The sequence below is a fragment of the Paenibacillus sp. RU5M genome (genome assembly GCF_900221055.1).
GTDB classification, from domain to species: Bacteria; Bacillota; Bacilli; order Paenibacillales; family Paenibacillaceae; genus Paenibacillus; species Paenibacillus marchantiae.
In genome coordinates, this window is record NZ_OBQM01000005.1 from 48,809 (window position 1) to 69,296 (window position 20,488).

At 47.6% G+C, this 20,488-nt stretch carries 17 protein-coding genes and 2 pseudogenes; 3 read left to right on the forward strand and 16 right to left on the reverse strand.

Annotated elements, in window-relative coordinates; translation table 11 throughout:
* Positions 1-139: 139 nt before the first annotated feature.
* The 9 genes and pseudogenes from CRO25_RS16320 to CRO25_RS16360 all read right to left on the reverse strand — a co-directional run bounded on the left by CRO25_RS16320 (position 140) and on the right by CRO25_RS16360 (position 10,481).
* Positions 140-1,692 (reverse strand): annotated as a pseudogene (locus CRO25_RS16320) (response regulator).
* The gene (locus CRO25_RS16325; protein WP_079695727.1) at positions 1,667-3,454 is read right to left on the reverse strand and encodes a sensor histidine kinase; all 1,788 of its coding nucleotides are present in this window, start codon (positions 3,452-3,454) and stop codon (positions 1,667-1,669) included. Before CRO25_RS16325 ends, CRO25_RS16320 begins: the two are co-directional and overlap by 26 nt.
* Before the next feature lie 257 nt (positions 3,455-3,711).
* Entirely contained in the window at positions 3,712-5,028 is a 1,317-nt protein-coding gene (locus tag CRO25_RS16330) for a stalk domain-containing protein (protein WP_064642376.1), read from the reverse strand.
* 208 nt (positions 5,029-5,236) lie between these two features.
* A complete protein-coding gene (locus CRO25_RS16335; protein WP_079695728.1) occupies positions 5,237-5,527 on the reverse strand; it encodes a hypothetical protein in 291 nt (96 codons plus the stop codon).
* Positions 5,528-5,763: 236 nt separating this feature from the next.
* Positions 5,764-6,627, reverse strand: coding sequence for an inositol monophosphatase family protein (locus tag CRO25_RS16340; RefSeq protein ID WP_371121658.1), 864 nt, complete (start codon positions 6,625-6,627; stop codon positions 5,764-5,766).
* A gap of 107 nt (positions 6,628-6,734) precedes the next feature.
* On the reverse strand, positions 6,735-7,736 hold the full coding sequence (gene uvsE / locus CRO25_RS16345) for a UV DNA damage repair endonuclease UvsE (protein WP_079695729.1): 1,002 nt from the start codon (positions 7,734-7,736) through the stop codon (positions 6,735-6,737).
* 157 nt (positions 7,737-7,893) lie between these two features.
* Positions 7,894-8,217 (reverse strand): hypothetical protein, encoded by a 324-nt coding sequence (locus tag CRO25_RS16350; RefSeq protein ID WP_053779624.1) that lies wholly within the window; start codon positions 8,215-8,217, stop codon positions 7,894-7,896.
* Positions 8,218-8,248: 31 nt separating this feature from the next.
* Positions 8,249-9,349, reverse strand: coding sequence for a D-alanine--D-alanine ligase (locus CRO25_RS16355; protein ID WP_079695730.1), 1,101 nt, complete (start codon positions 9,347-9,349; stop codon positions 8,249-8,251).
* 133 nt (positions 9,350-9,482) lie between these two features.
* Positions 9,483-10,481: an amidase domain-containing protein gene (locus CRO25_RS16360; protein ID WP_372828778.1), complete on the reverse strand. Its 999-nt coding sequence runs from the start codon at positions 10,479-10,481 to the stop codon at positions 9,483-9,485.
* Positions 10,482-10,862: 381 nt separating this feature from the next.
* Between CRO25_RS16360 and acnA the strand changes: the two genes are divergently transcribed.
* Positions 10,863-13,577, forward strand: coding sequence for an aconitate hydratase AcnA (gene acnA, locus CRO25_RS16365; protein WP_079695732.1), 2,715 nt, complete (start codon positions 10,863-10,865; stop codon positions 13,575-13,577).
* A gap of 113 nt (positions 13,578-13,690) precedes the next feature.
* Here the strand turns inward: acnA and CRO25_RS16370 are convergent, their stop codons facing one another.
* The 7 genes and pseudogenes from CRO25_RS16370 to CRO25_RS16400 form a co-directional block, all read right to left on the reverse strand.
* Positions 13,691-14,005: a hypothetical protein gene (locus CRO25_RS16370; protein ID WP_143806552.1), complete on the reverse strand. Its 315-nt coding sequence runs from the start codon at positions 14,003-14,005 to the stop codon at positions 13,691-13,693.
* A gap of 33 nt (positions 14,006-14,038) precedes the next feature.
* A complete protein-coding gene (locus CRO25_RS16375; RefSeq protein WP_079695734.1) occupies positions 14,039-14,437 on the reverse strand; it encodes a hypothetical protein in 399 nt (132 codons plus the stop codon).
* A gap of 217 nt (positions 14,438-14,654) precedes the next feature.
* On the reverse strand, positions 14,655-14,870 hold the full coding sequence (locus CRO25_RS16380; RefSeq protein WP_143806553.1) for a hypothetical protein: 216 nt from the start codon (positions 14,868-14,870) through the stop codon (positions 14,655-14,657).
* Between the two features lie 13 nt (positions 14,871-14,883).
* Complete coding sequence (locus tag CRO25_RS16385) at positions 14,884-15,435, reverse strand: VanZ family protein (protein WP_079695736.1); 552 nt, start codon at positions 15,433-15,435, stop codon at positions 14,884-14,886.
* 231 nt (positions 15,436-15,666) lie between these two features.
* Positions 15,667-16,327 (reverse strand): annotated as a pseudogene (locus tag CRO25_RS16390) (M15 family metallopeptidase); the annotation flags it as partial.
* A 98-nt stretch (positions 16,328-16,425) separates the two neighbouring features.
* A complete protein-coding gene (locus CRO25_RS16395) occupies positions 16,426-17,514 on the reverse strand; it encodes a HAMP domain-containing sensor histidine kinase (protein WP_064642391.1) in 1,089 nt (362 codons plus the stop codon).
* On the reverse strand, positions 17,507-18,202 hold the full coding sequence (locus CRO25_RS16400) for a response regulator transcription factor (protein WP_063568044.1): 696 nt from the start codon (positions 18,200-18,202) through the stop codon (positions 17,507-17,509). Before CRO25_RS16400 ends, CRO25_RS16395 begins: the two co-directional genes overlap by 8 nt.
* Before the next feature lie 83 nt (positions 18,203-18,285).
* Here CRO25_RS16400 and CRO25_RS16405 point away from each other — a divergent pair, with 83 nt between their 5' ends.
* Together CRO25_RS16405 and CRO25_RS16410 are read left to right on the forward strand one after the other, a co-directional pair.
* Positions 18,286-19,236 carry a YafY family protein gene (locus tag CRO25_RS16405; protein ID WP_064642392.1) on the forward strand — a complete coding sequence of 317 codons (951 nt, stop codon included), beginning with the start codon at positions 18,286-18,288 and terminating at the stop codon, positions 19,234-19,236.
* Between the two features lie 72 nt (positions 19,237-19,308).
* Positions 19,309-20,127, forward strand: a complete 819-nt coding sequence (locus CRO25_RS16410; RefSeq protein ID WP_079695738.1) for a zinc ribbon domain-containing protein — start codon at positions 19,309-19,311, stop codon at positions 20,125-20,127.
* Positions 20,128-20,488: the final 361 nt, after the last annotated feature.

Below are 20,488 nucleotides of genomic sequence, written 5' to 3' on the forward strand. Positions count from 1 at the left end.
TGTCATTTTCGCAAATGTGGGACCATAGTTGAATACACAAAACCGTCTAGTTGGTTCAAAAAACAGAGGAGGACAACTGCACCTCTATCGGCGCTGTTCGTCCCCCTCATATTTCGATTCCATGATCGTCAGTCAATTGTTATAAGCCAGTTCTGCGGAATTCAGTAGGTGTCATGCCGGTCCACTTTTTGAACACCTGACTGAAATATTGTGAGTTGCCCCGAAGCCAAACAATTCGGCAAGCTCAAAAACCTTCACATCTCCACCTCTGCGAATATGGTCGCAGGCACGCTCAATGCGCAAACGATTCACATAGTTGGAGAAGTTTTCACCCGTCACTTTTTTGAAAATTTTGCCGAGATAATCCGGATTCATATATAACATCTGATGGGCAACCCCGTTAAGCGAGAGATCAGCCTCACCATAATGGCGATCCACAATATCCATCATCTTCTCCACAGCAGAAGACTGACGGCTAATATGGTTTTTGTAATAACCGGAGGTTAACCGGGCTGCGCTGCTGGCAACAAAGGATTTTAAGCCAGATAATGTGTCGATATGGGGCAGCTCTGCCATACGCTGAGTAAATTCCGTCGCCTCCTCAGGAGGACAGACATGAATCATTGCTGAGTACAACTGCACCACATACGAACGAGTAATCCCGATTTCAAGCTGCTGACCAGACAAAAGCTCGAACAGGCGATCCACTTCAGCGCCCGCTTCTTCCGTATTGCCTGACTTAATCAACTGACATAACTGCTCTGCATCTTGTTCAACATGTACACCATCACATTCCCCGGCCAGCTCCAGATCACTTTTGGTAATCAGCTTGCCTTCGCCGATAAAAAAGCGATGGTTCAGGCATTGCAGCGCCTCACGGAACAAACGCCGGGACTGGATCATTCGATCTGCTTCACTGAGGGCAGCCGTAACTTCCAGTTTATATAGTCTGGTGAAAGCAGTCCGCACTTCCTCGATCCTCTCCTTTAGACCGACCGAATCGGCAGAGTCCCCCAACAGAATTAACAGTTTGCCTTCAATGGTAGTGCTTAATAGAACATGGGGCAGCAGATCACTGGCAATGTTTTTGATTGCAAATAGATGACTATAATCATGTTCATCTGCAATCCGGAACAGCAGCAGCCGAACTTCGTTATCCTCCAGCTCCAAGTCAAACAGCTCCTGATAATACTCCAAATCGACCGGACCATAGGTTTGGTTCGTCATAAACTCCAGCAGGAACTGCTCCTTCACATGTGGCAGCACCCGCTGCAGACGCTGTTTCATCTCTCCGGCCACATGTTCCTTTACCTGGGCATCCTGGTGTTCCTGAAGCAACTCAGACAAGGCATCATGAATCTGGTTCTCGTTACATGGTTTGAGCAGATAATGCTTCACTCCATATTGCATCGCCCGGCGAGCGTATTCGAACTCTTTGTAGCCAGACAACATGATAAAGCGGAGTCCAGGGTAAGCCTCAGATGCTTTTTCAATGAGTCCAAGACCATCCAGGCCCGGCATCGAAATATCCGTAATGATAATATCCGGTCTGGAATGACCGATTTTATCCAGCGCTTCAATCCCGTTTCTCGCGGTATCCACGAGTTCTGTCCCCGCTGCAGCCCAATCCACAACTTGCGAAATCCCCTCCAGAATGACACGTTCATCATCTACGAGCATCACTTTGTACATCGTCATCGTCCTCTCTAACCCAAGGTATTCTGATCGATACTACGGTCCCTGATCCGGGATTGCTGCTCATGATCATTTCGCCTTCTTCGCCGAAGGTCAATCTGATCCGTTCTTTGATGTTCGACAGCCCGATCCCCTGTCCCCTCGTCTGTACGCGTCCCTCTTGCAATTGCTCCAGAAATTCGGGAGTCATACCCGGACCGTCGTCCTCCACCTCAATTACAACGTTGTCTCCATCCGCTCTCGCCCTAATCCGAATACGGCAAGGTTCTATGCTTGGCTCCAATGCATAATGAATGGCGTTCTCCACCAATGGCTGCAGAGTTAACTTCGGAATGCGTGCAGTTCCCACTTCGGGCGCAATGTCCATGTCAAAATCAAGTCTTTCCTCGAATCGCGTGTGCTGGATCGTCACATAACTGCGGACGATGTCCAGTTCCCTTTCCAAAGTAATCCACTTCTCGGACATGTTCACTGAGCTTCGCAGAAGAAATCCGAGGGCCTCAACCATTTCGGAGATTTGATGCTGCTTCTGCACTTTGGCAAGCCAGTTGATCGATTCCAGTGTGTTATATAGAAAATGTGGATTAATCTGTGCCTGAAGCGCTTTCAATTCAGTCTCTCGGATCACGAGTTGCTTCGCATAATTCTCGTCAATGAGTTCACGTATACGCTGTACCATCATCTTGAACGTGCGATGCAGCAATCCGACCTCATTTTGTGAAGATACCGGGACATTGCCCAGCGCTACTTCCTCCAGCTTATCCAGATCGCCTTTTTCGATATTGCGCATTTTCTTGATCAACTGGGCGATAGGCTGTGTAATACTGCGGGAAAACTTGGCTCCGAATATAAGTGCCGCTAGGAATATCATGATAAAAATGACAGTCACCAGCTGTTTAACAAACTGGATCTGCTTAAACATCTGGTCAAAGGGCGTCATATACAGATACACCCAATCGGTATATGGAGAATTCGCACGAGCGACAAAATTCCTTCCCTGCTCAAACATCGCTATCCCATAGGGCTGAGTGCGCTTCAGTTCAGACTCGATTTCAGATTTACTGACAGTCGACTCTGTTGGATAGATTACTTCCCGGCCATCTGTAATTAATAGCTGTGAATCCTCTGCCGGGTGTTGCATCTGGTCTTGGACAATCCGATCCAATCGTACACGAATAACCAGGGTGCCCAGCTTCTCCAGCGTAAATGCTCCACCGGTAAAAGACTTTACCTGTCTAACCGACAGTAATCTGGCTTGTTGGTCCCCGCCTGTGTACCAAGCATTAGAGCCCGAATATTGCTGTCCCAAAGCAACCAATTCTCTTTGCTTCTTCTCCGAGATTCCCTCCCGGTTTCCAGCTGCCATAATATTATTATCATTATCGATAAAGATCATGGAATAGACGTATTTCTCTGAACCTTCATATGCCACCAGTCTGTTGGTAATTTTTTTGCGCAGGCCATTTTTCTCATACCCCGATTCAGCCTTATCCAACTGAAGAAGATATTGCTGAAGAGGCTCGTCGGACATGACCTTGAAGGATAGATTGGAGATCTCACGCAGTTGGTTCTCGATGCCCACCGAAGACATATTAAGCACCTGTGAGGATTTCTCATAGATTTGTCGATCATAAATGCCGAACACATATCCCAGGACAGATACATAGAACGTGAAGCTGATCATCATCAGTAATCCGATGAGAAGAATGGTTTTGTGATGAATCGGCAATGTCGTGAAAGCGTTTTTAATTCTACTCATCCAAAGCGCTCCTTTGGCTCGCGAAGGGTGCAGTCATTCGAAACTGTTTTCGATCTACTGTAAGTTATTTTCATATTTACACATCCATAGTCAGATGACAAGTCATATTTATGCAACATTTTAGGTCATTTCCGAAGGTGTGTATCCTTGGTCTGGTATGAACATAGACGCAAAAACAGCCAGATTCCCTGAAAAGATCAAGGAAATCTGGCTGCTCAATATCTTGTCGATAGTGTATAAGAGTGCTAATTATTTCGTTACGGATTTACAAAAACGGTTTTTAACTTGGCGACATACTGCACATCAAAGCCAAGACCCTCGGCTACCATAGCAACCGGCACATATGTTTTGGACTCTGTGCCCACCTTGTTCAAGAATGCAGGTGTATCCACGGCTACGGATGCACCATTCACCTGAACGGCCGTTGCACCAATCTTCACGGCAACCTTCCGATCTCCGTATGTAATCGTTGCGGTTGAGGTTTTGTTATCCCATACCGTAGTTGCGCCAACGGCATTCACGATATCCTGGATCGCCACAAAGTTTTTACCATTGCGGTTGATTGGTTTGTACGGCGTGTCCAGCGTTTTACCACTGACAATGATATTCATCGGTTGGCCTGCAGCAGGAGCCGTCAGCTTGGTGTAATCGCCCCAGATCGTTTCTGCGAATACTTTGGCAATCGCTTCATATCCGAACTGATTCGGGTGGAAATCGCGGTCCTTAATCATGTGAGTCATCGTGCCTTCACCGCCAATAAACTCCTTGGCGACATGAGCCACTTTTACATCAATTCCTTTAGCGGAAAATTCAGTCGCAATTCCATCAATGGTCGCAGTAAACCCTTGGGAAGCCTCCATCAGTTTCGCATAGAGCGCTTTACCAGCTACTTCAGGCATGGGTTGGTATTGGTCAGCGATTACGATTTTGGCATTAGGATTAATCTCATGAATATCATTGATAACTGCGCTAACATTGGCTGTATAGGAAGATAGCAATTCCTTCACTTTTGCTTCCAGTTCCGCATCACTTAGCTTATCTGCTGAACCGAGCAACTCGGACACATCGTTCCCTCCGATTGTGATGGCAACCAGATTAGCCCCAGCTACACTCTCCCGGATGGCAGCAATATTGGCTCCAACTTGTGCCGCTCTTGGATCAGGGAGGCTCGGTTGAATGGCTTCGGAAGTGAGCGCTTTCCCTTCTTTAATCGCATCTGCAAAGTTTTTCAAACCACTGCTCTTCAATCCGGCAATACCATAGTTGTCCACCTGAGTACGTCCGTGAAGTAGACCTTGTTCCTGCAACCGTTCTACATAACCATAGGGCAGTTCTTTCAGGTTCGGCTCATACCCTACGGTGATGGAGTCCCCCAATGTGACGAGGCGGAATTCCTTGGTTACTGATATCGCATCTTTCTGTACAGGCAATGATGATGTTACGCTTCCTGCGGGTAACGCATTGCTATCCGCAGCATGAGCGGACTGTGCGGATGATGCCAAAATCAGCATCCCTGCCAGCATACTTGCCGTTAATCCCGCGGCGGTACTTCTCCATATGCGTTTACGCTTCATTCTTAGAACACTCCTTTTTCCCGTATCTATAAAATAAAAAAATAATTACATATTACACTGTTCACTCCGATGACAGAAGTTCGTGTAACTCTATTCTAACATTATTAAAGGGGCGCTGTCGTCTGCACCCCATATCCGCACGAAATAACAGACTCCCCTAATTAGGGAAGTCTGTTATTTCGTTGAGTATAGTCACGATGTTCACTCGTTAAGACTTTGATTTATTCGTGTCTCCAGAATCAGAACCATTCGTGTCCATTTCCGTTTTGTTCCCGGCAGAGCGCTCTAGGTATCGATCGTAGCGATCGTCCACCTCACGTGCCATGTCCCGGTACTTCAACGTTTCTTCGACAATCGGGTCCCGCTCTGTCTGAATGCGCACCTCGTACTTGGGAGGAATCAGCTGACGTTCACGTTTGTCAGCATCGCCGGACTCCTCCATCTCCCCTTCAGTCAGCATATCACTCAAACGTCGTTCCAGTTCTTTGGATTCATCCATTGTTGTTCGCTCCTTAAATTAAAGTCACATATGCACTAATCTTACTATTGTACTTTCACTTCGTGGACAGAACAATCTTCCGATCGCTGTTATCCCCAGATTTCTTTGATTCCCCTCGTCCAAGGGAGAAATCCGGTGATAAAGGCGAGCGCTACGCTTCTTCAGATTTGTTCAGTCCCCTCCGTTTAATGTACAATTTCAGATTTTTAAAGCATTGATGAATTGAATAAACTCACTCACTCCAAACCTGTTGCGTTTGCTTCCTTCAGCACACCTGTCAGTGCATCATGAATCTTGCCATTGCTGGCAACCACATGGCTCACCGACAGTTGGTAAGGCGTCCCCACGGTATCGGTAACCTTGCCGCCGGATTCCTCAACTAGCAGTGCACCTGCGGCGATATCCCAAGGCTTCAAACCGACTTCGGTATAAGCGCTGAGGCGCCCCGCTGCAACATATGCCAAATGCAGGGCAGCAGAACCACCTGCACGCAGACTGCGTACTTGCGGTGCCAGTGCCTGAACAGCGGCCATATTGATCGGCAACGCGTAGGTCGTATCCGCCGGGAAGCCAACTGCGATCAGGCTCTGGGCCAGTTCCTGTTCACCAGATACAAGCATCCGGTTTCCATGGACATAAGCGCCTTTTCCTTTTTCCGCAACAAACATCTCGTCACGGGAAGGATCGTAGATTACCCCCACTATCACCTCACCGTTATGAGCCAAGGCAATGGATACGGAGTAGAACGGAAAACCATGTACGAAATTGGTCGTTCCGTCCACCGGATCCACAATCCAGAGAAACTCTTCTTCCTCAGCTTCTTTCAGTGCCTTCGCTGATGCTTCCGGTCCTGGTTCCACGCCTTCTTCACCCAGAATGGCATGATGGGGAAAATGCGTCAGAATCAGGCGGCGGATCATCTGTTCCGCACCTTTATCGACTTCAGTGACGAGATCCTGCGGCGAATACTTGGTTCCGGGCTCCCCCACAGTTCCGAGACGACTCTTGATCCACTCTCCAGCTTTGGAAGCTGCATTAATGGCGACGGCAGTATAGCTTTTGCTTGTCACGACATAAGGTGTTTTTTCCTTCTCATTCAAAGCGTTCACTCTACTTTCTATATCAATCTACGAAAAATTAAAATACTTGTTAAAAGTATACGCCCCGAGGGTCGTAAAGTTTCTCGTTGCCCAGGCCCCTTTTGGCGCTACGGATGAATGATTACCGTCGACTCGTCCACCCATTCCACACCCTCTTCGTGATAGAATGCTAGTTTCTGCATCAACTGCACCAGAGCTTCATCCTTGCGTTTGGCCTCAATCATCACATCAAGAGCGGGCGTATCTGCTACAATATGACGTAAAAAAGCGAGCATCGGCTCCACCTCAACACCATCAGCATGACCACGCAGGTCCTTCTCACTCTTTGGACTGGAGACGTGAATTTTGGGCGGCAACGGCTTGTCTGCCGGAGAATCCGCTTGAGCAAGCGGAGACTCCCAAGTCTTCAATATATCCGGCCAGAGATCCCATGGCTGTTCGCCTTCATTGTTCACCCATTGATGGTGTATATCCAGCACCATGGGCAGCCCCATACGTTGACATACCGAGAGGGTCTCGGGAGCATTGAACGTTTTGTCATCATTTTCGAGCGTCATCCGTTCCTGAATATCCCGATCCAGCTTCAGAAAATTTTCTTCAAAACGCAGCGCTGCACTAGGCTTGTCCCCGTATGCACCACCAATATGTATATTGTTCTTGGCAGTGGCATTCAGCCCCATGGCATCCAGCATCCGTACATGATGGCGAAGGTCGCGCATGGAGTTGCGCAGCACTTCCTCCCGAGGTGTGCTGAGTACCGTAAAATGATCCGGGTGGAAAGACACACGCATCTCGTTCTCCTTCACAAAATTGCCAATCGCGGCAAAATCCTGCTTAAGCGCGGGAAACGGGTCCCAATCACTGAGATCCTCATGCGTTGCTAGCGGAATTAATTTGGAAGAGAAACGATATACATGAATATGGCTTCCTTTGTTGTGTCTGAGCAAACGTAATGTATTATGCAAATTCTCGGCTGCAATCCGTTCAAGCTTGCGAATTGCTGCTTCCCTATCATCAATTTTCTTAAAGCTGGACATAGTCATCGTCCGGGAAGGTGAAGCATTCTCCACAAGCACGGACATCGCCACATAACCAAAACGTACGAGCATGAATTTCTTCCTCTCTATTAGGGCGGGATTCCTTTCCCGGTATATGAAGCCGGCAGTCTTCCCTTCACTTTATATAACCAAGTTTTACCCTAAAAGAGTGACCATAATCGTGATTTGGACAAATCCGTCCATTCAATCCCGGTCCACATGTAACAAACTACCCCTGTGCCTGTTCACCAAAGAACATCTCGTCCGCGAGAGCAGTCTGAATGCGTGATTCTTCCTCGTTCAGTTTACGGATCAATTGCATCTCCACTTCGGTCACTTCTTGACCCTGGAAGTTAATCTCAGCAATGGAGACTACGATTTTTACGATGGCTACGGCCACGTTATCCGGTGTGTAAGCAATGACTTTCTGTCCGGTAGGAAATACACGAAAGCCTTGTTTGACCATTTTGCCACGGCCGTATTCTAGCAATTCAAACAGCTCTTGTTCATTCTTGAACTTGCACACGGAATTGAATTCGGTCTGAAATCCCATTCATACCCCTCCTTATAATGTCGTCCTTAGGCTACGCCTGTACGCCGTTCTCGTAGTTCAGCGCCTGTTTGCGGTTGTAGCGTTCCAAAGCCAGCTCAATCATGCGATCCAGCAGTTCGGCATACGATACGCCCGTTTCACGCCACAAGAGCGGGTACATGCTGTATGGTGTGAAACCAGGCATGGTGTTTACTTCATTAATAAGCAATGCCCCATCCGATTTGCGAATGAAGAAGTCTGCACGGGAAATGCCATTGCCTTCAATCGCACGGAATGCCTGCAATGCGGCCTCACGAATGCGATCTGCGGCTTCCGGGTCGAGCGGAGCAGGGATCAGCATCTGAGACTGTCCATCGATGTATTTGGCTGCATAGTCATAATATTCACCGGAAGATACGATTTCTCCTGGTACAGAAGCCATCGGTTCGTCATTTCCAAGTACACTGACTTCAACTTCTCGTGCTTCTACAAACTCCTCAATGACAACCTTCGTATCGTAACGGAGAGCGAACTCCACTGCTTTTTTCAGTTCATCCCGGTTACGCGCCTTCGAGATTCCTACGCTGGAACCGAGATTGGCCGGCTTAATGAAACACGGATAGCCCAGTTGATCTTCCACCTGCAAGATCATTTCATGTTCGGTCTGTTTCCATTGAGTAGCGTTAAAATACGTAAAGGCACATTGGTCGATTCCGGCCTGCGCGAACAGTTTCTTCATGACCACTTTGTCCATACCGCCAGCCGAAGCGAGTACACCTGCGCCAACATAAGGCATATCCGCCATCTCGAACATCCCTTGAATCGTGCCATCCTCACCAAACGTACCGTGCAGCAGCGGGAACATGACGTCCATCGCCTCTTTTCCGCCATATAAACGGCCGAACAGCGCGTTCAGTGCTTCCTGTGTTCCGCCCGCCGCCTGCTCCAGCTTCAAATCTTCAATCTGCGCGAATGGCGCATGCATGGCGGATCCTTTTTTCCACGTACCCTGCTTGGAGATATAAAAAGGAACCAGTTCATACTTCTCATAATCAAATGCGTTCGTTACAGCAAACGCCGTTTGCAGCGACACCTCATGCTCGCCTGACTTTCCGCCGTAAACGACGCCTACTGTTAATTTATCCATACTCATGTGTAACCTCCGATTATCTGTGCAATGATGCTGCCACGTCTGCATGTTCAGCACCACTTTTATTCTGTTATCTAGACTTATTTTACACGGAACCAGATGTCCACGTCACCGAATCCCGTAAAATCTTTGACCATCAAAACTCATCTGCAATGTGAAAAAGCCGGTACACCGTCCGCTCGTTCCAAGCGTAAGAATCCCGGTAATCCCAAAAACGGTGGCGGCTGCTGACTGTATGTGCGTTCACAAGTGGCATGCCCCCCGCATCAAAAGCGGTCACAACCGTACTGTGCTGAAACCTGCCGTCCCCGTCCCAGTCGTAGAGGACTACATCTCCAAGCATTAGCTGCTCTGGACGATCCACTTCGGTTGCTGACAATCCCCAGCTGCTGCCAGATAAATAACGCTCCAGACTATTGGACACGGCCCAGCTGTAACTCCACATTTCAGAGCCATTTACATAGCCTTTGTACCACCATCCTGCTTCTCTTTTACCAGTATAGTGGATGGGTGCTCCCCCTGCAAAGAGACATTGGGACACATAATTGGTGCAATCTACTTCGAATTCCTCAAATGCCGGGTTTCCCGCATTCCACCACCGGTCCGCATAGGCGACAGCCAGATCCCTGCGATACAGCTGCTGCTTCGATCTCCTACCCTGTCCCAGTACTTCTCGGTTAAGCAGCGGCCGATTCATCGCCTGTACAAAATCAGCTTGTTGAAAAGGACGGCCCTCTCCTACCGGGCGACGCTCCGGCACTTCACGTTCTACACGTGCAATGGTCCAAACTCCACCTTGCCTAAGAAAGGTCAGGCGTTCCCGTTCAATCCGGTCTTCCCGATGGGTCAAACCATTCTTCTCATAGAACAGTCTGCTGTACAATTGCACATCGACGACCGATTCATCTGCCCCATCCATAAGTGTCCGCACAAGCTTGGCGCTGGTCTCACTGCGAAGAGGCACGGCCCGCCGCTTGCGGTACCATTGGTCCAGTCTGGCCATCCGCTCCCCCCGTTCCAGCACAAATTCCGGATCGGTGACAATCCGTTCGCTTGTCTGTGGACGGTAATCGATCTCACAGCGATTATACTGGTTCACGTAGGTATATAAGGCACTCTTCCATTCGCGTTCCAAGCCTGTGTCCCCCTTTGGCATGAGTTCTGTTCGGAATGATCCATTGCATGAAAACTCTTTTTTATTTATATGAGAGAATTTCGGTTGTATGTGTCTGGTTCTGTTTTGAAGCCTTATTATCGGGGATAATGCGTACGGAAGAGATCGCGTCCATTCCCTTTACTTGAGAACGCATTCAATCTCTCAATGGCTTGGCTGGACAGGCAAAAAGCCCTTTACGTACGGAGTTGAAAACGGTATACTTATAACTAAAGTTACGATTATGAAATTACGTTTCACCTAATGAAACTAACGAACAAGGACACGGAACGATGAAGGCCTGTTCTTCACCTAAATGAACGTTTTCTTCATCTCACCGACACTTTTTAAGGAGGTACATGTATGTCAGCCAAGAATCATTTCTCCGCGGCCCGCAGTCTTGAGGTCGGAGGCAAGTCTTATCGCTACTACAGTTTAGATGCTCTTCAGGAAGGCGGCTACGGCGACCTTTCCAAGCTCCCTTTCTCCATTAAAGTGCTGCTCGAAGCAGCTATTCGTCAATTCGACGGACGTGCTATTACCGAAGAACATGTAAAACAACTGACCGGCTGGGCAGAAGGCCGTGACAATAACAAAGAAATTCCATTTATCCCTGCACGTATCGTTCTGCAGGATTTCACTGGTGTACCCGTGGTCGTTGACCTTGCAGCAATGCGCGATACCGTGAAAAAAGCAGGCGGCGATCCAAAACAGATCAATCCACTCGTTCCCGTCGATCTCGTTATCGACCACTCCGTTATGGTTGATGCGTTCGGAACGAACGATGCACTCGACTACAACATCAAGGTTGAGTTCGAGCGTAACGAAGAGCGTTACCGTTTCTTGCGCTGGGCGCAAACGGCATTCAACAACTTCCGTGCAGTTCCACCATCCACAGGGATTGTTCACCAAGTTAACCTGGAGTACCTGGCTTCTGTGGCTGCAACCAAAACCATTGATGGCGAAACTGTTGTATTCCCGGATTCCCTCGTAGGAACGGACTCCCACACCACCATGATCAACGGACTCGGCGTTGTTGGTTGGGGTGTTGGCGGGATCGAGGCTGAAGCAGGTATGCTGGGCCAACCACTTTATTTTGTAACACCGGACGTTATCGGTTTCAAATTGACAGGCAGCCTGAGCGAAGGCTCAACGGCAACGGATCTGGCACTCACAGTTACTCAAATGCTGCGTAAAAAAGGCGTTGTCGGTAAATTTGTCGAGTTCTACGGACCGGGTCTTAGCAACATCAGCCTGGCTGACCGTGCAACGGTAGCCAACATGGCACCAGAATACGGCGCAACAATTGGTTTCTTCCCTGTTGATAGCGAAACACTGAACTATATGCGTAATACCGGCCGTACCGACGAACAGGTGGATCTGGTTGAAGCTTATTACAAAGCTCAGAACATGTTCCGTACTGCTGATACGGTTGATCCTGAATTTACAGATGTGATCGAACTTGACCTGGCATCCGTTGTACCAAGTCTCGCGGGACCTAAGCGTCCACAAGATCGCATCGAGTTGACTCAAATGAAGGATAGCTTCAACAGTATCATCCGTACGCCGATCGACAAAGGCGGTTACGGACTGAGCGACGAAAAAATTGCAGAAAAAGTACCTGTGAAACACCCGAACGGTTCCACTAGCGAACTGTCTGCTGGTGCTGTCGTTATCGCGGCAATCACAAGCTGCACCAACACATCTAACCCTAGCGTTATGGTCGGAGCGGGACTGCTTGCGAAAAAAGCCGTTGAACGTGGTCTGACTAAGCCTGGCTACGTGAAAACCAGCTTGACTCCAGGTTCCCTCGTTGTTACCGAGTATCTGGAAAAAGCAGGTCTGATCGAATATCTCGACAAACTCGGATTCAACGTTGCCGGCTATGGTTGCGCAACTTGCATCGGTAACTCTGGCCCACTGCCAGACGAAGTAAGCGAAGCAATCTCCGAGAACGATTTGACGGTAGCGGCTGTATTGTCCGGTAACCGTAACTTTGAAGGTCGTGTGCACGCGCAGGTCAAAGCCAACTATCTGGCTTCTCCGCCACTCGTTGTGGCATATGCTCTCGCGGGTACCGTTAATATTGATTTTGCAACTGATCCAATCGGTTATGATACCAACAACGAGCCTGTATTCCTGAAAGACCTCTGGCCTAGCTCCGAGGAAATCAAGGATACCATCGCTAGCTCGCTGAACGCACAGATGTTCCGCAACAAATACGAGAACGTATTTACAGCTAACGAACGTTGGAATACGATTCCTGTACCGGAAGGCGAATTGTATGAGTGGGATCCAAACTCCACGTACATTCAGAATCCACCATTCTTCCAGGAGCTTGGCGACAAGTTGACTGATATCGCAGATATTCGTTCCGCACGTGTTATGGCATTGCTTGCTGACTCCGTAACAACGGATCACATCTCGCCAGCGGGTAATATCGCACCATCCAGTCCGGCTGGACTGTACCTGAAAGAACATGGTGTAGAACGCAAAGACTTCAACTCTTACGGCTCCCGTCGTGGTAACCATGAAGTCATGATGCGTGGTACGTTTGCCAACATTCGTATTCGTAACCAAGTGGCTCCAGGTACTGAGGGTGGTATTACGAAATACCTGCCAACGGACGAAGAAATGTCCATCTACGATGCTTCCATGAAGTATCAGGACGAAGGACAGAACCTGATCGTTATCGCAGGTAAAGAGTATGGTACAGGAAGCTCGCGTGACTGGGCGGCAAAAGGAACATTCCTGCTTGGCGTCAAAGCCGTTATCGCAGAAAGCTTCGAGCGTATTCACCGCAGTAACCTGGTGGGCATGGGCGTAATGCCATTGCAATTCCAGGAAGGTCACGGCTGGTCCAGCCTCGGTCTGAACGGTCGTGAAACGTATGACATCACAGGTCTGAGCAATGATGTGAAGCCAGGACAAGAACTGACGGTTACCGTAACCCGTGAGGACGGCACCAAGTTCGACTTCCCTGTCATCGCTCGTCTGGACAGCATGGTGGACGTGGACTACTACCATAACGGCGGTATCCTGCAAACCGTATTGCGTCAAATGATGAAAAAATCTTAATCGCATTTATATTTAATGCAGTTAAGTTGTACAAAAAGCTCCCCGCCACGTGCGCTCTGCACGGTGACGGGGAGCTTTTTTTGATTTTCCCATTTTTAATAATAGATATATGTTTAAAAATCAATCTTCAATCCAACTTCCGAATCATCAGGTGGCGCAGGAATGCGATATACACCTCTGCAGTTTAATTTCTCCACGTTTATCCAGTCCATGAAATCATCCCCTCCGTAACTACGGCCAAAAACAGCATATTCTAAATTGCCCTCATAATTAATAGATTCAATATATTCTGTGAACGGATGTTTCCCCTCTATACTCTGCAAAAAATCAGAAAATTCAATTCTCCACTCTTCTATCTGCTCTGCATATTGATCGGGAACATAATAATAGAAACCATCTGGCGTATAGTGTGAAATCTTCATTATCAATTTACATACCTCCTTTCATCTATGAATAGTAGTTTAAAGCTTCAATATTTCCATACCTTCTTTCAGCTGTTCCGATACAGCCGTATAATATTCGATGCCATTGGCAAGTTCCTGTTTGGTCTTATGTACGAGGTAATATGAGTATTTTTGCATCAGTTCAGGCCCAGTTAACTCAATCGGTAAGTGAATGATTTCAATTTCATTAGAGTTAAAATGGTACCGATAGCCTCTCTCCGATCGTCCAACATTCATTACCGTTTTTATGACCAATAACTCATCGCGTGTAAAGGTTTTTATCAAGTCTGATCTTTTCTGTTCTAAATCACGCACAAATTCTTCACCTTGCTGATTACGCTCAGCTTCAGCAATTTCACTTTCAATGTCCATGATCGCTTTCATTCTTCCTGCGAGTTGTTTAGCCAATGAATACAATATATGTCCTCCTTGTAAGGATGTGGGTTAATAAAATGTATCATCTCTACTCTACCTCATTAGCGATTCAGCTCGCAAACTGCGTCATTATTTATACAAACTTACTCCACCCACCCTATCTGGCAGATATAAAAGCTCCCCACCACGTACTCAGCACGCGATGGGGAGCTTCTCTTATTAATATACCAAAGGCTATGTAACGCCTCTACACTTCCTTTTAATGTCCAATGTAATGAGATGCTTGATCCAGGGATTGCAGTATGGCCATGACCACAAACAGAAAGGACATTATGACCAGTGAGTACCCAATCCATCTGGAGGTAATTTGATTTTTGTTGGTTCCATCCTCCGACGAAGAATGAGTAACATAACGTGGACTAACGATAAATACAATTCCTGTGCCAATCATTAAAGCAGCCAAGAAAATCATCAAATGCTTTCCCTCCTTACACGCGACTCTGATTGGAATTATACTCTTTTCTGGTAGTGCGAGCTGCTCCACCTATGATTATCCGTTTCAGACCGATAAGCAGGCTGTACAGAACATAACCGCTCATTCCACCAAAGGTGTTCAACATAAGATCATCCACGTCGAATATGCCCATGCCTGTCAATAGCTGTGTCGCTTCAAAAGCAAAACTTAAGAGCAAGGAAAGTACGAGTACCTTGGCCCCTGACAACAGCTTGTTCCCCATCAGCACTGGAATGAAAATACCCAGTGGGATAAAGGCCATGACATTGCCCAGCAGATGTATTGCGGTACCCGGACGATGTAACGACAGGCTATGCCAGTCTCTTGAGATTTCCTGAAATGGCGTCAGGTTAACGGTTCGCGTATGAATCAGATCCGGCTGTTGCGCGATCGCCATAAGTTGAACCCTCACAATGTCCCAATCCACCGTATGCCCTTTGAATAATATCAGCTTGGTTAGCAGATACAGATAGACGATCAATGCCGCGACCCATATCATCTTCATGTTGAACTCCTTTGGTTTCATATATGAACCTCCATGTATTTCTAGTTGTTTATTCCTCCACCGTCACGACAACTCCCTTCATGTTGTCTCCCGATATCTCATATTGACCATGCTCAGGTATATTAATGGTTTCATCTTTGGATGCATCGTAATAACGTATAAGATAGTGCTCGCCCCCGACTTCAGCGGAAATACTCTTTTTCTGCTGCAGCAGCTCCAAATATTGCTCCAGCACCAGATGATTATGATACATGATGGCGCTGTGCGGCAATCCCACATACCGGAAATGCCATGGTTCGAATTGGATGCCGGTGATGTCCACTTTATCCTTCGGATAACGCAAGATGAATCCGAATTTCCATGCATTCTTTTCCAGCCAGGCTCCTTCCGGTGCTTCACTCATAGCAGCCAGCGTAGAGCCGATATCCATGGACAAGCCCAGGTTATGTTCACTATGACCGGCGGGAAGCGCATAGTCCGATCCCTTTTCCTCATAAAGCTGTTCTTGCTTCGTAAAGTCCCGATAGCCACTGCTGATGATGAAATATCGTACGTCATCTTTCCCAGCAGCTTCAACCATCTTCTGGAATGCTTGCGCTACGTACTTTGACAACATAATGTTATTATCCAGCAATCCGTATCCACGGATCAGTTCTTGTTGTTCAGCCAGATTGACAATATCGGTTCTAATCCCCTCCGCATGAACGGGATACTCCGAATTGACCAGCAATAAATTCCCTTTATGTACTTGATTCTGCATATCCACGTTAATTGTTTTGGTATATCCTGCACGAATTTCACCCGTATCCTGAACTTCCAGATTCGCCTCTTCCTTCTGCTCAAACAGTGCGGGTGACTTGGAAAAGATATATCCCAGTACAATGATACATATCAAAAATCCCCACTTTTTCATTCCATGCTCCTCCTTTACCTCGTAATTCAAGGATAGAGAAAACTAGTTAAAAAAAAGCAGGGCAATTCTAAAGTTTTTCTTAAATTCAGCCTTTTACTTCATTCTAATGCAGGCAATCGCACTTCAAATACGGTCCGTACGATATCACTTTGGGCCGAAATGGACCCATCATGCTGCTCCACAATATTTTTGGCGATAAACAGGCCCAGACCTGTTCCACCTTCCTGAGGTGTCCGCGCACGATCTCCGGTATAGTACATATCGAAAATATGAGGCAGATCATCCGGATGAATATGTCCCCCGTAATTCATGATCTGAATAATAACCTGTCCTGCATCACGGTGTCCGTTGATATCCACATAAAGACCATCTGTACCGTGTCGCGCTGCATTAATCAACAGGTTCTCAAACACGCGTGCAAGCACCTCACCATCGCCGGAAATGGTTAACTCGGAATCGATATGCAGTCGGGTGACCAAGCGGTTCTTTTCAAAAACAGGGTAGAGCTCTTCGTTCATCTGCCTTAGCAGTTCACTAAGATCAAGCCTCTTTTTCTCAATCGGCAACATGCCATAGTTCATTCGTGTAATCTCGAACAAATCATCGATCAGTTTCTCAAGACGTTGAGACTTGGTAAAAGCAATCGCTGTAAAGTGCTTGACCTGCTCCTCCGTCAGCTGATCATCCTTCATCAACAGATCCAGATAACCCAATACTGATGTTAAAGGGGTACGCAAATCATGCGCCAGGTTTACAACCAGCTGGTCCCTGCTGCTCTCCGCAAAATCTCCCCGTTCTACCGCCTCCCTCAGTTTAAGACTCGCCAGATTGATATCCTCTGCAATCGCGCCCAACTCGTCCTTCGTCGAAATTTGCACACGGTGCTGGAAATCACCACTCGCGAGTTGCCGGATACCTGTGGAGATATTTTTGAAGTAAGTAACATACGGCTTGGTAAACCAGAAGAAAAACAGGATCGCAAGCGGTATGAACAAGATAAGGAAAAAGTAAATATCCCCTATACTTCTCATAAAGTGACGATATTCCGCTAACTGATCCTCCGCACGCACACCAGTGTAATAGTATTGCATCACTTTATATACCCCAAAGGTAATCGCGCCAGATGCCAGCATGCTTAAACCAAGCAACAGAATCATGGTCGTTCGAAAACTTCTGCGTTTATTCATTGAACGTGTACCCCACACCCCATATCGTTTTGATAAACTTGTTCTTGTCCACATCTTCGCCCAGCTTTTTGCGCAGGGTCCGAATATGAACCATCACGGTATTGCCGCTCTCATAATAAGCCTCTCCCCACACTTGTTCAAAGATGCTTTCCGCACTGAACACCTGTTTGGGATGACTTGCGAGCAGATACAGGATGTCAAACTCCTTCGGTGTTAACTCTACTGGCTTGCCGTATAGGGTAACGCTATGTTGATCTGGCGAGATAATGAGCCCGCCTTTCTCCAGAATGGAGCGCTGGACCGGTACAGACTGGCTAAATTGAAGGGAACGGCGCAGTTGGGAATTGACCCGGGCGACCAGTTCCATCGGGTTAAATGGTTTTGTCATGTAATCGTCCGCGCCCATCACGAGCCCGGTGATTTTATCCATATCCGAGGTTTTGGCACTCAGAAAAATGATAGGCAGGTGATACTGCTCCCGAATTTTGCGGGTCACCTCATATCCGTCCATACCCGGCATCATAATATCCAAAATAGCCAAATCTATTGCTTGTGTCTGAACGGCTTGAACCGCCGCTTTCCCATCGAATGCCTTGATGATGTGATATCCTTCTTTTTGCAAGTGCAATGCAACCAGATCAGCGATCTCAACTTCATCATCTGCGATCAAAATCGTAATACGCTTCATTGCTTATTCCACTCCTATATGTGATGCTCAACAATATAACATATCTGAATCCAACTTATAAATGATTGAAGGGAATCCAATATATGAAACTGGACCGTTTATTAGCCATTGTTGTGCTGTTAATCAATCGTGGCCGGGTGCAGGCCAAGGATCTGGCGGATACGTTTGAAGTATCCATCCGCACCATCTACAGGGATATAGACACCCTGGGTCAGGCGGGTATTCCTGTCGTCACCTATCAGGGTGCAAGCGGTGGTATTGGCCTGGCAGAGGGCTATCGTCTTGACCGAAATGTACTGACCGACAAGGATCTGGCCTCCATTGTCACTGCGCTGCGCAGTGTCTCCACCTCCCATACGAATGTAGCACGGGACCTGTTGATGGAGAAACTCAGCAGCATCGTACCTGAAGCCAAAAATGAGGACTTCCAGGCCAATACCAGCCGCTTCATTGTGGATTATTCGATGTGGACGCATCCCGAAGAGCTGCAAATCAAACTTCAGCTTATTGAACAGGGCATGGATCAACTGCGGCCCATTACATTTACCTATTGTAGTGCAGAAGGTACTCAAACTCATAGAACGACCGACCCGCATACTCTTGTGCTCAAAAAGCATTCCTGGTACCTCTATGCGTTCTGTCACGAACGAAACGATTTCCGCATGTTCAAGCTGGTCCGCATGCGAGATGTCGTCCTTGCCCAAGGAAGCTTCGAACGCAAGCCGATCAACCTGCAGGACAGGCCCTGGCAGCAAGAGTGGGCAACTCCGGATAATAAAGTGGCCCTGAGCCTGAGATTCCATGCTCGTATCCGTCACATCGCAGAGGAATGGTTTGGCATAGAGAACGTCGTTTCGGATGGTGAGGGGTATTATATCAGCCAAGTCGCATTCCCGGAGGACAACTGGTTGTATGGGTTCATTCTTGGATTTGGCGCGGATGTTGAAGTGCTGGAGCCTCTACATATTCGGGAAGAGATTCGTAGAATTGCTGAACAAATTGTGCAAAATTATAAAGCTCCACCCCTAACCTGACAGACAGGTGTCCAGTTCCTCCCGTTATACTTCTACTATATTCAAGCTGTACATAACGAGGAGGAATTGCTGATGAACGTCACAGTATGCCAGAGTTGCGGAATGCCACTTACTACCCCTGCTCAATTCGGAACAGAAACGGATGGTACTACAACCCGCGAATACTGTATCTATTGTTATAAAGAAGGCCAGTTCGAGCAGCCCGATATTACACTGGAGGGCATGATTGAAATGTGCACCGCCATCTTGAATCAGGAAGGAATGGACGAGGAATCAGCAAGGGCAATGCTGCGCAACCAACTTCCTTTTTTGAAAAGATGGAATGCATCCGGCTCAAAACGGAACGTGGCATTTGGGGCAGAACATTCGGATGAGTCCGTTGAATTTAATCAAGGAACTCACGACAATCGGCTTTCCACAGAGCCCATTCGGTATGTCACGCTGCCAGGGAAGCGCCTTGCAGGTGTGTCCGCCAGAACAACCAATGCCATTGAGATGAGTGGCAAAGGCTGTATTCAGGGACTCTGGAACAGCTACTTCGCCTCAGATCATCAGCCTGCCCCTGAAGCCGCCCGCTTTGGCTGTTACGCTGATTATACAGAAGGTATAAATGGAGAATACACCATATTGGTGGGTCATGAGGTGGGTCCGGATGAAGCGTTGCCTGAGGGAGTGAGTTCCGTTGAGCTGCCACCTGCAACATATGCGGTATTCACCTCTAGAAAGGGCCCAATGGCCGAGGTCGTAGGTGAGGCCTGGGGTGCGGTGTGGGCCTGGAACAATCAGGGGGAACGCACGTTTACCGGGGACTTCGAATTGTATGATGAACGAAGTCTGGATCCTGAGAATGTACAAGTAGATCTATATATCGCTGTTCGGCAGGAAAAATAAGAAAAAAGTGATTATGATCATTTCTTAATTCCAATTGCACCGTTTCGATCTATATCTTGCCAATCGAATACCGCTCGCGGGATTTACGCAAAATGATGTGAGGCTGTCAGGTTTTCCTGGCGGCTTTTTGGCATTCCGCCTTTGTCTGTCCGTTCAAAATTGCTCTAATATGCACCCGACAACCGACCATGGTACCAAGTTAGCTAGCTTGCGTCGTACCTATACAACCAGACAATATGTCTTAATTTCGACACAATTGGCATTCCCAAAACTGGGTCTATTCACTTAACGACCGCTTCTATCCTCCCATACAAAACCTCACATATGCGGTCCTTTCCTCCTGAATTTACTTAAAAACGTT

What these genes read in the sequence shown, in the direction of transcription:
- CRO25_RS16325 (WP_079695727.1), bottom strand. Translation starts at nt 3,454, where the DNA reads ATGAGTAGAATTAAAAACGCTTTCACGACATTGCCGATTCATCACAAA.
- CRO25_RS16330 (WP_064642376.1), bottom strand. Translation starts at nt 5,028, where the DNA reads ATGAAGCGTAAACGCATATGGAGAAGTACCGCCGCGGGATTAACGGCA.
- CRO25_RS16335 (WP_079695728.1), bottom strand. Translation starts at nt 5,527, where the DNA reads ATGGATGAATCCAAAGAACTGGAACGACGTTTGAGTGATATGCTGACT.
- uvsE (WP_079695729.1), bottom strand. Translation starts at nt 7,736, where the DNA reads ATGCTCGTACGTTTTGGTTATGTGGCGATGTCCGTGCTTGTGGAGAAT.
- CRO25_RS16350 (WP_053779624.1), bottom strand. Translation starts at nt 8,217, where the DNA reads ATGGGATTTCAGACCGAATTCAATTCCGTGTGCAAGTTCAAGAATGAA.
- CRO25_RS16355 (WP_079695730.1), bottom strand. Translation starts at nt 9,349, where the DNA reads ATGAGTATGGATAAATTAACAGTAGGCGTCGTTTACGGCGGAAAGTCA.
- acnA (WP_079695732.1), top strand. Translation starts at nt 10,863, where the DNA reads ATGTCAGCCAAGAATCATTTCTCCGCGGCCCGCAGTCTTGAGGTCGGA.
- CRO25_RS16385 (WP_079695736.1), bottom strand. Translation starts at nt 15,435, where the DNA reads ATGAAACCAAAGGAGTTCAACATGAAGATGATATGGGTCGCGGCATTG.
- CRO25_RS16395 (WP_064642391.1), bottom strand. Translation starts at nt 17,514, where the DNA reads ATGAATAAACGCAGAAGTTTTCGAACGACCATGATTCTGTTGCTTGGT.
- CRO25_RS16400 (WP_063568044.1), bottom strand. Translation starts at nt 18,202, where the DNA reads ATGAAGCGTATTACGATTTTGATCGCAGATGATGAAGTTGAGATCGCT.
- CRO25_RS16405 (WP_064642392.1), top strand. Translation starts at nt 18,286, where the DNA reads ATGAAACTGGACCGTTTATTAGCCATTGTTGTGCTGTTAATCAATCGT.
- CRO25_RS16410 (WP_079695738.1), top strand. Translation starts at nt 19,309, where the DNA reads ATGAACGTCACAGTATGCCAGAGTTGCGGAATGCCACTTACTACCCCT.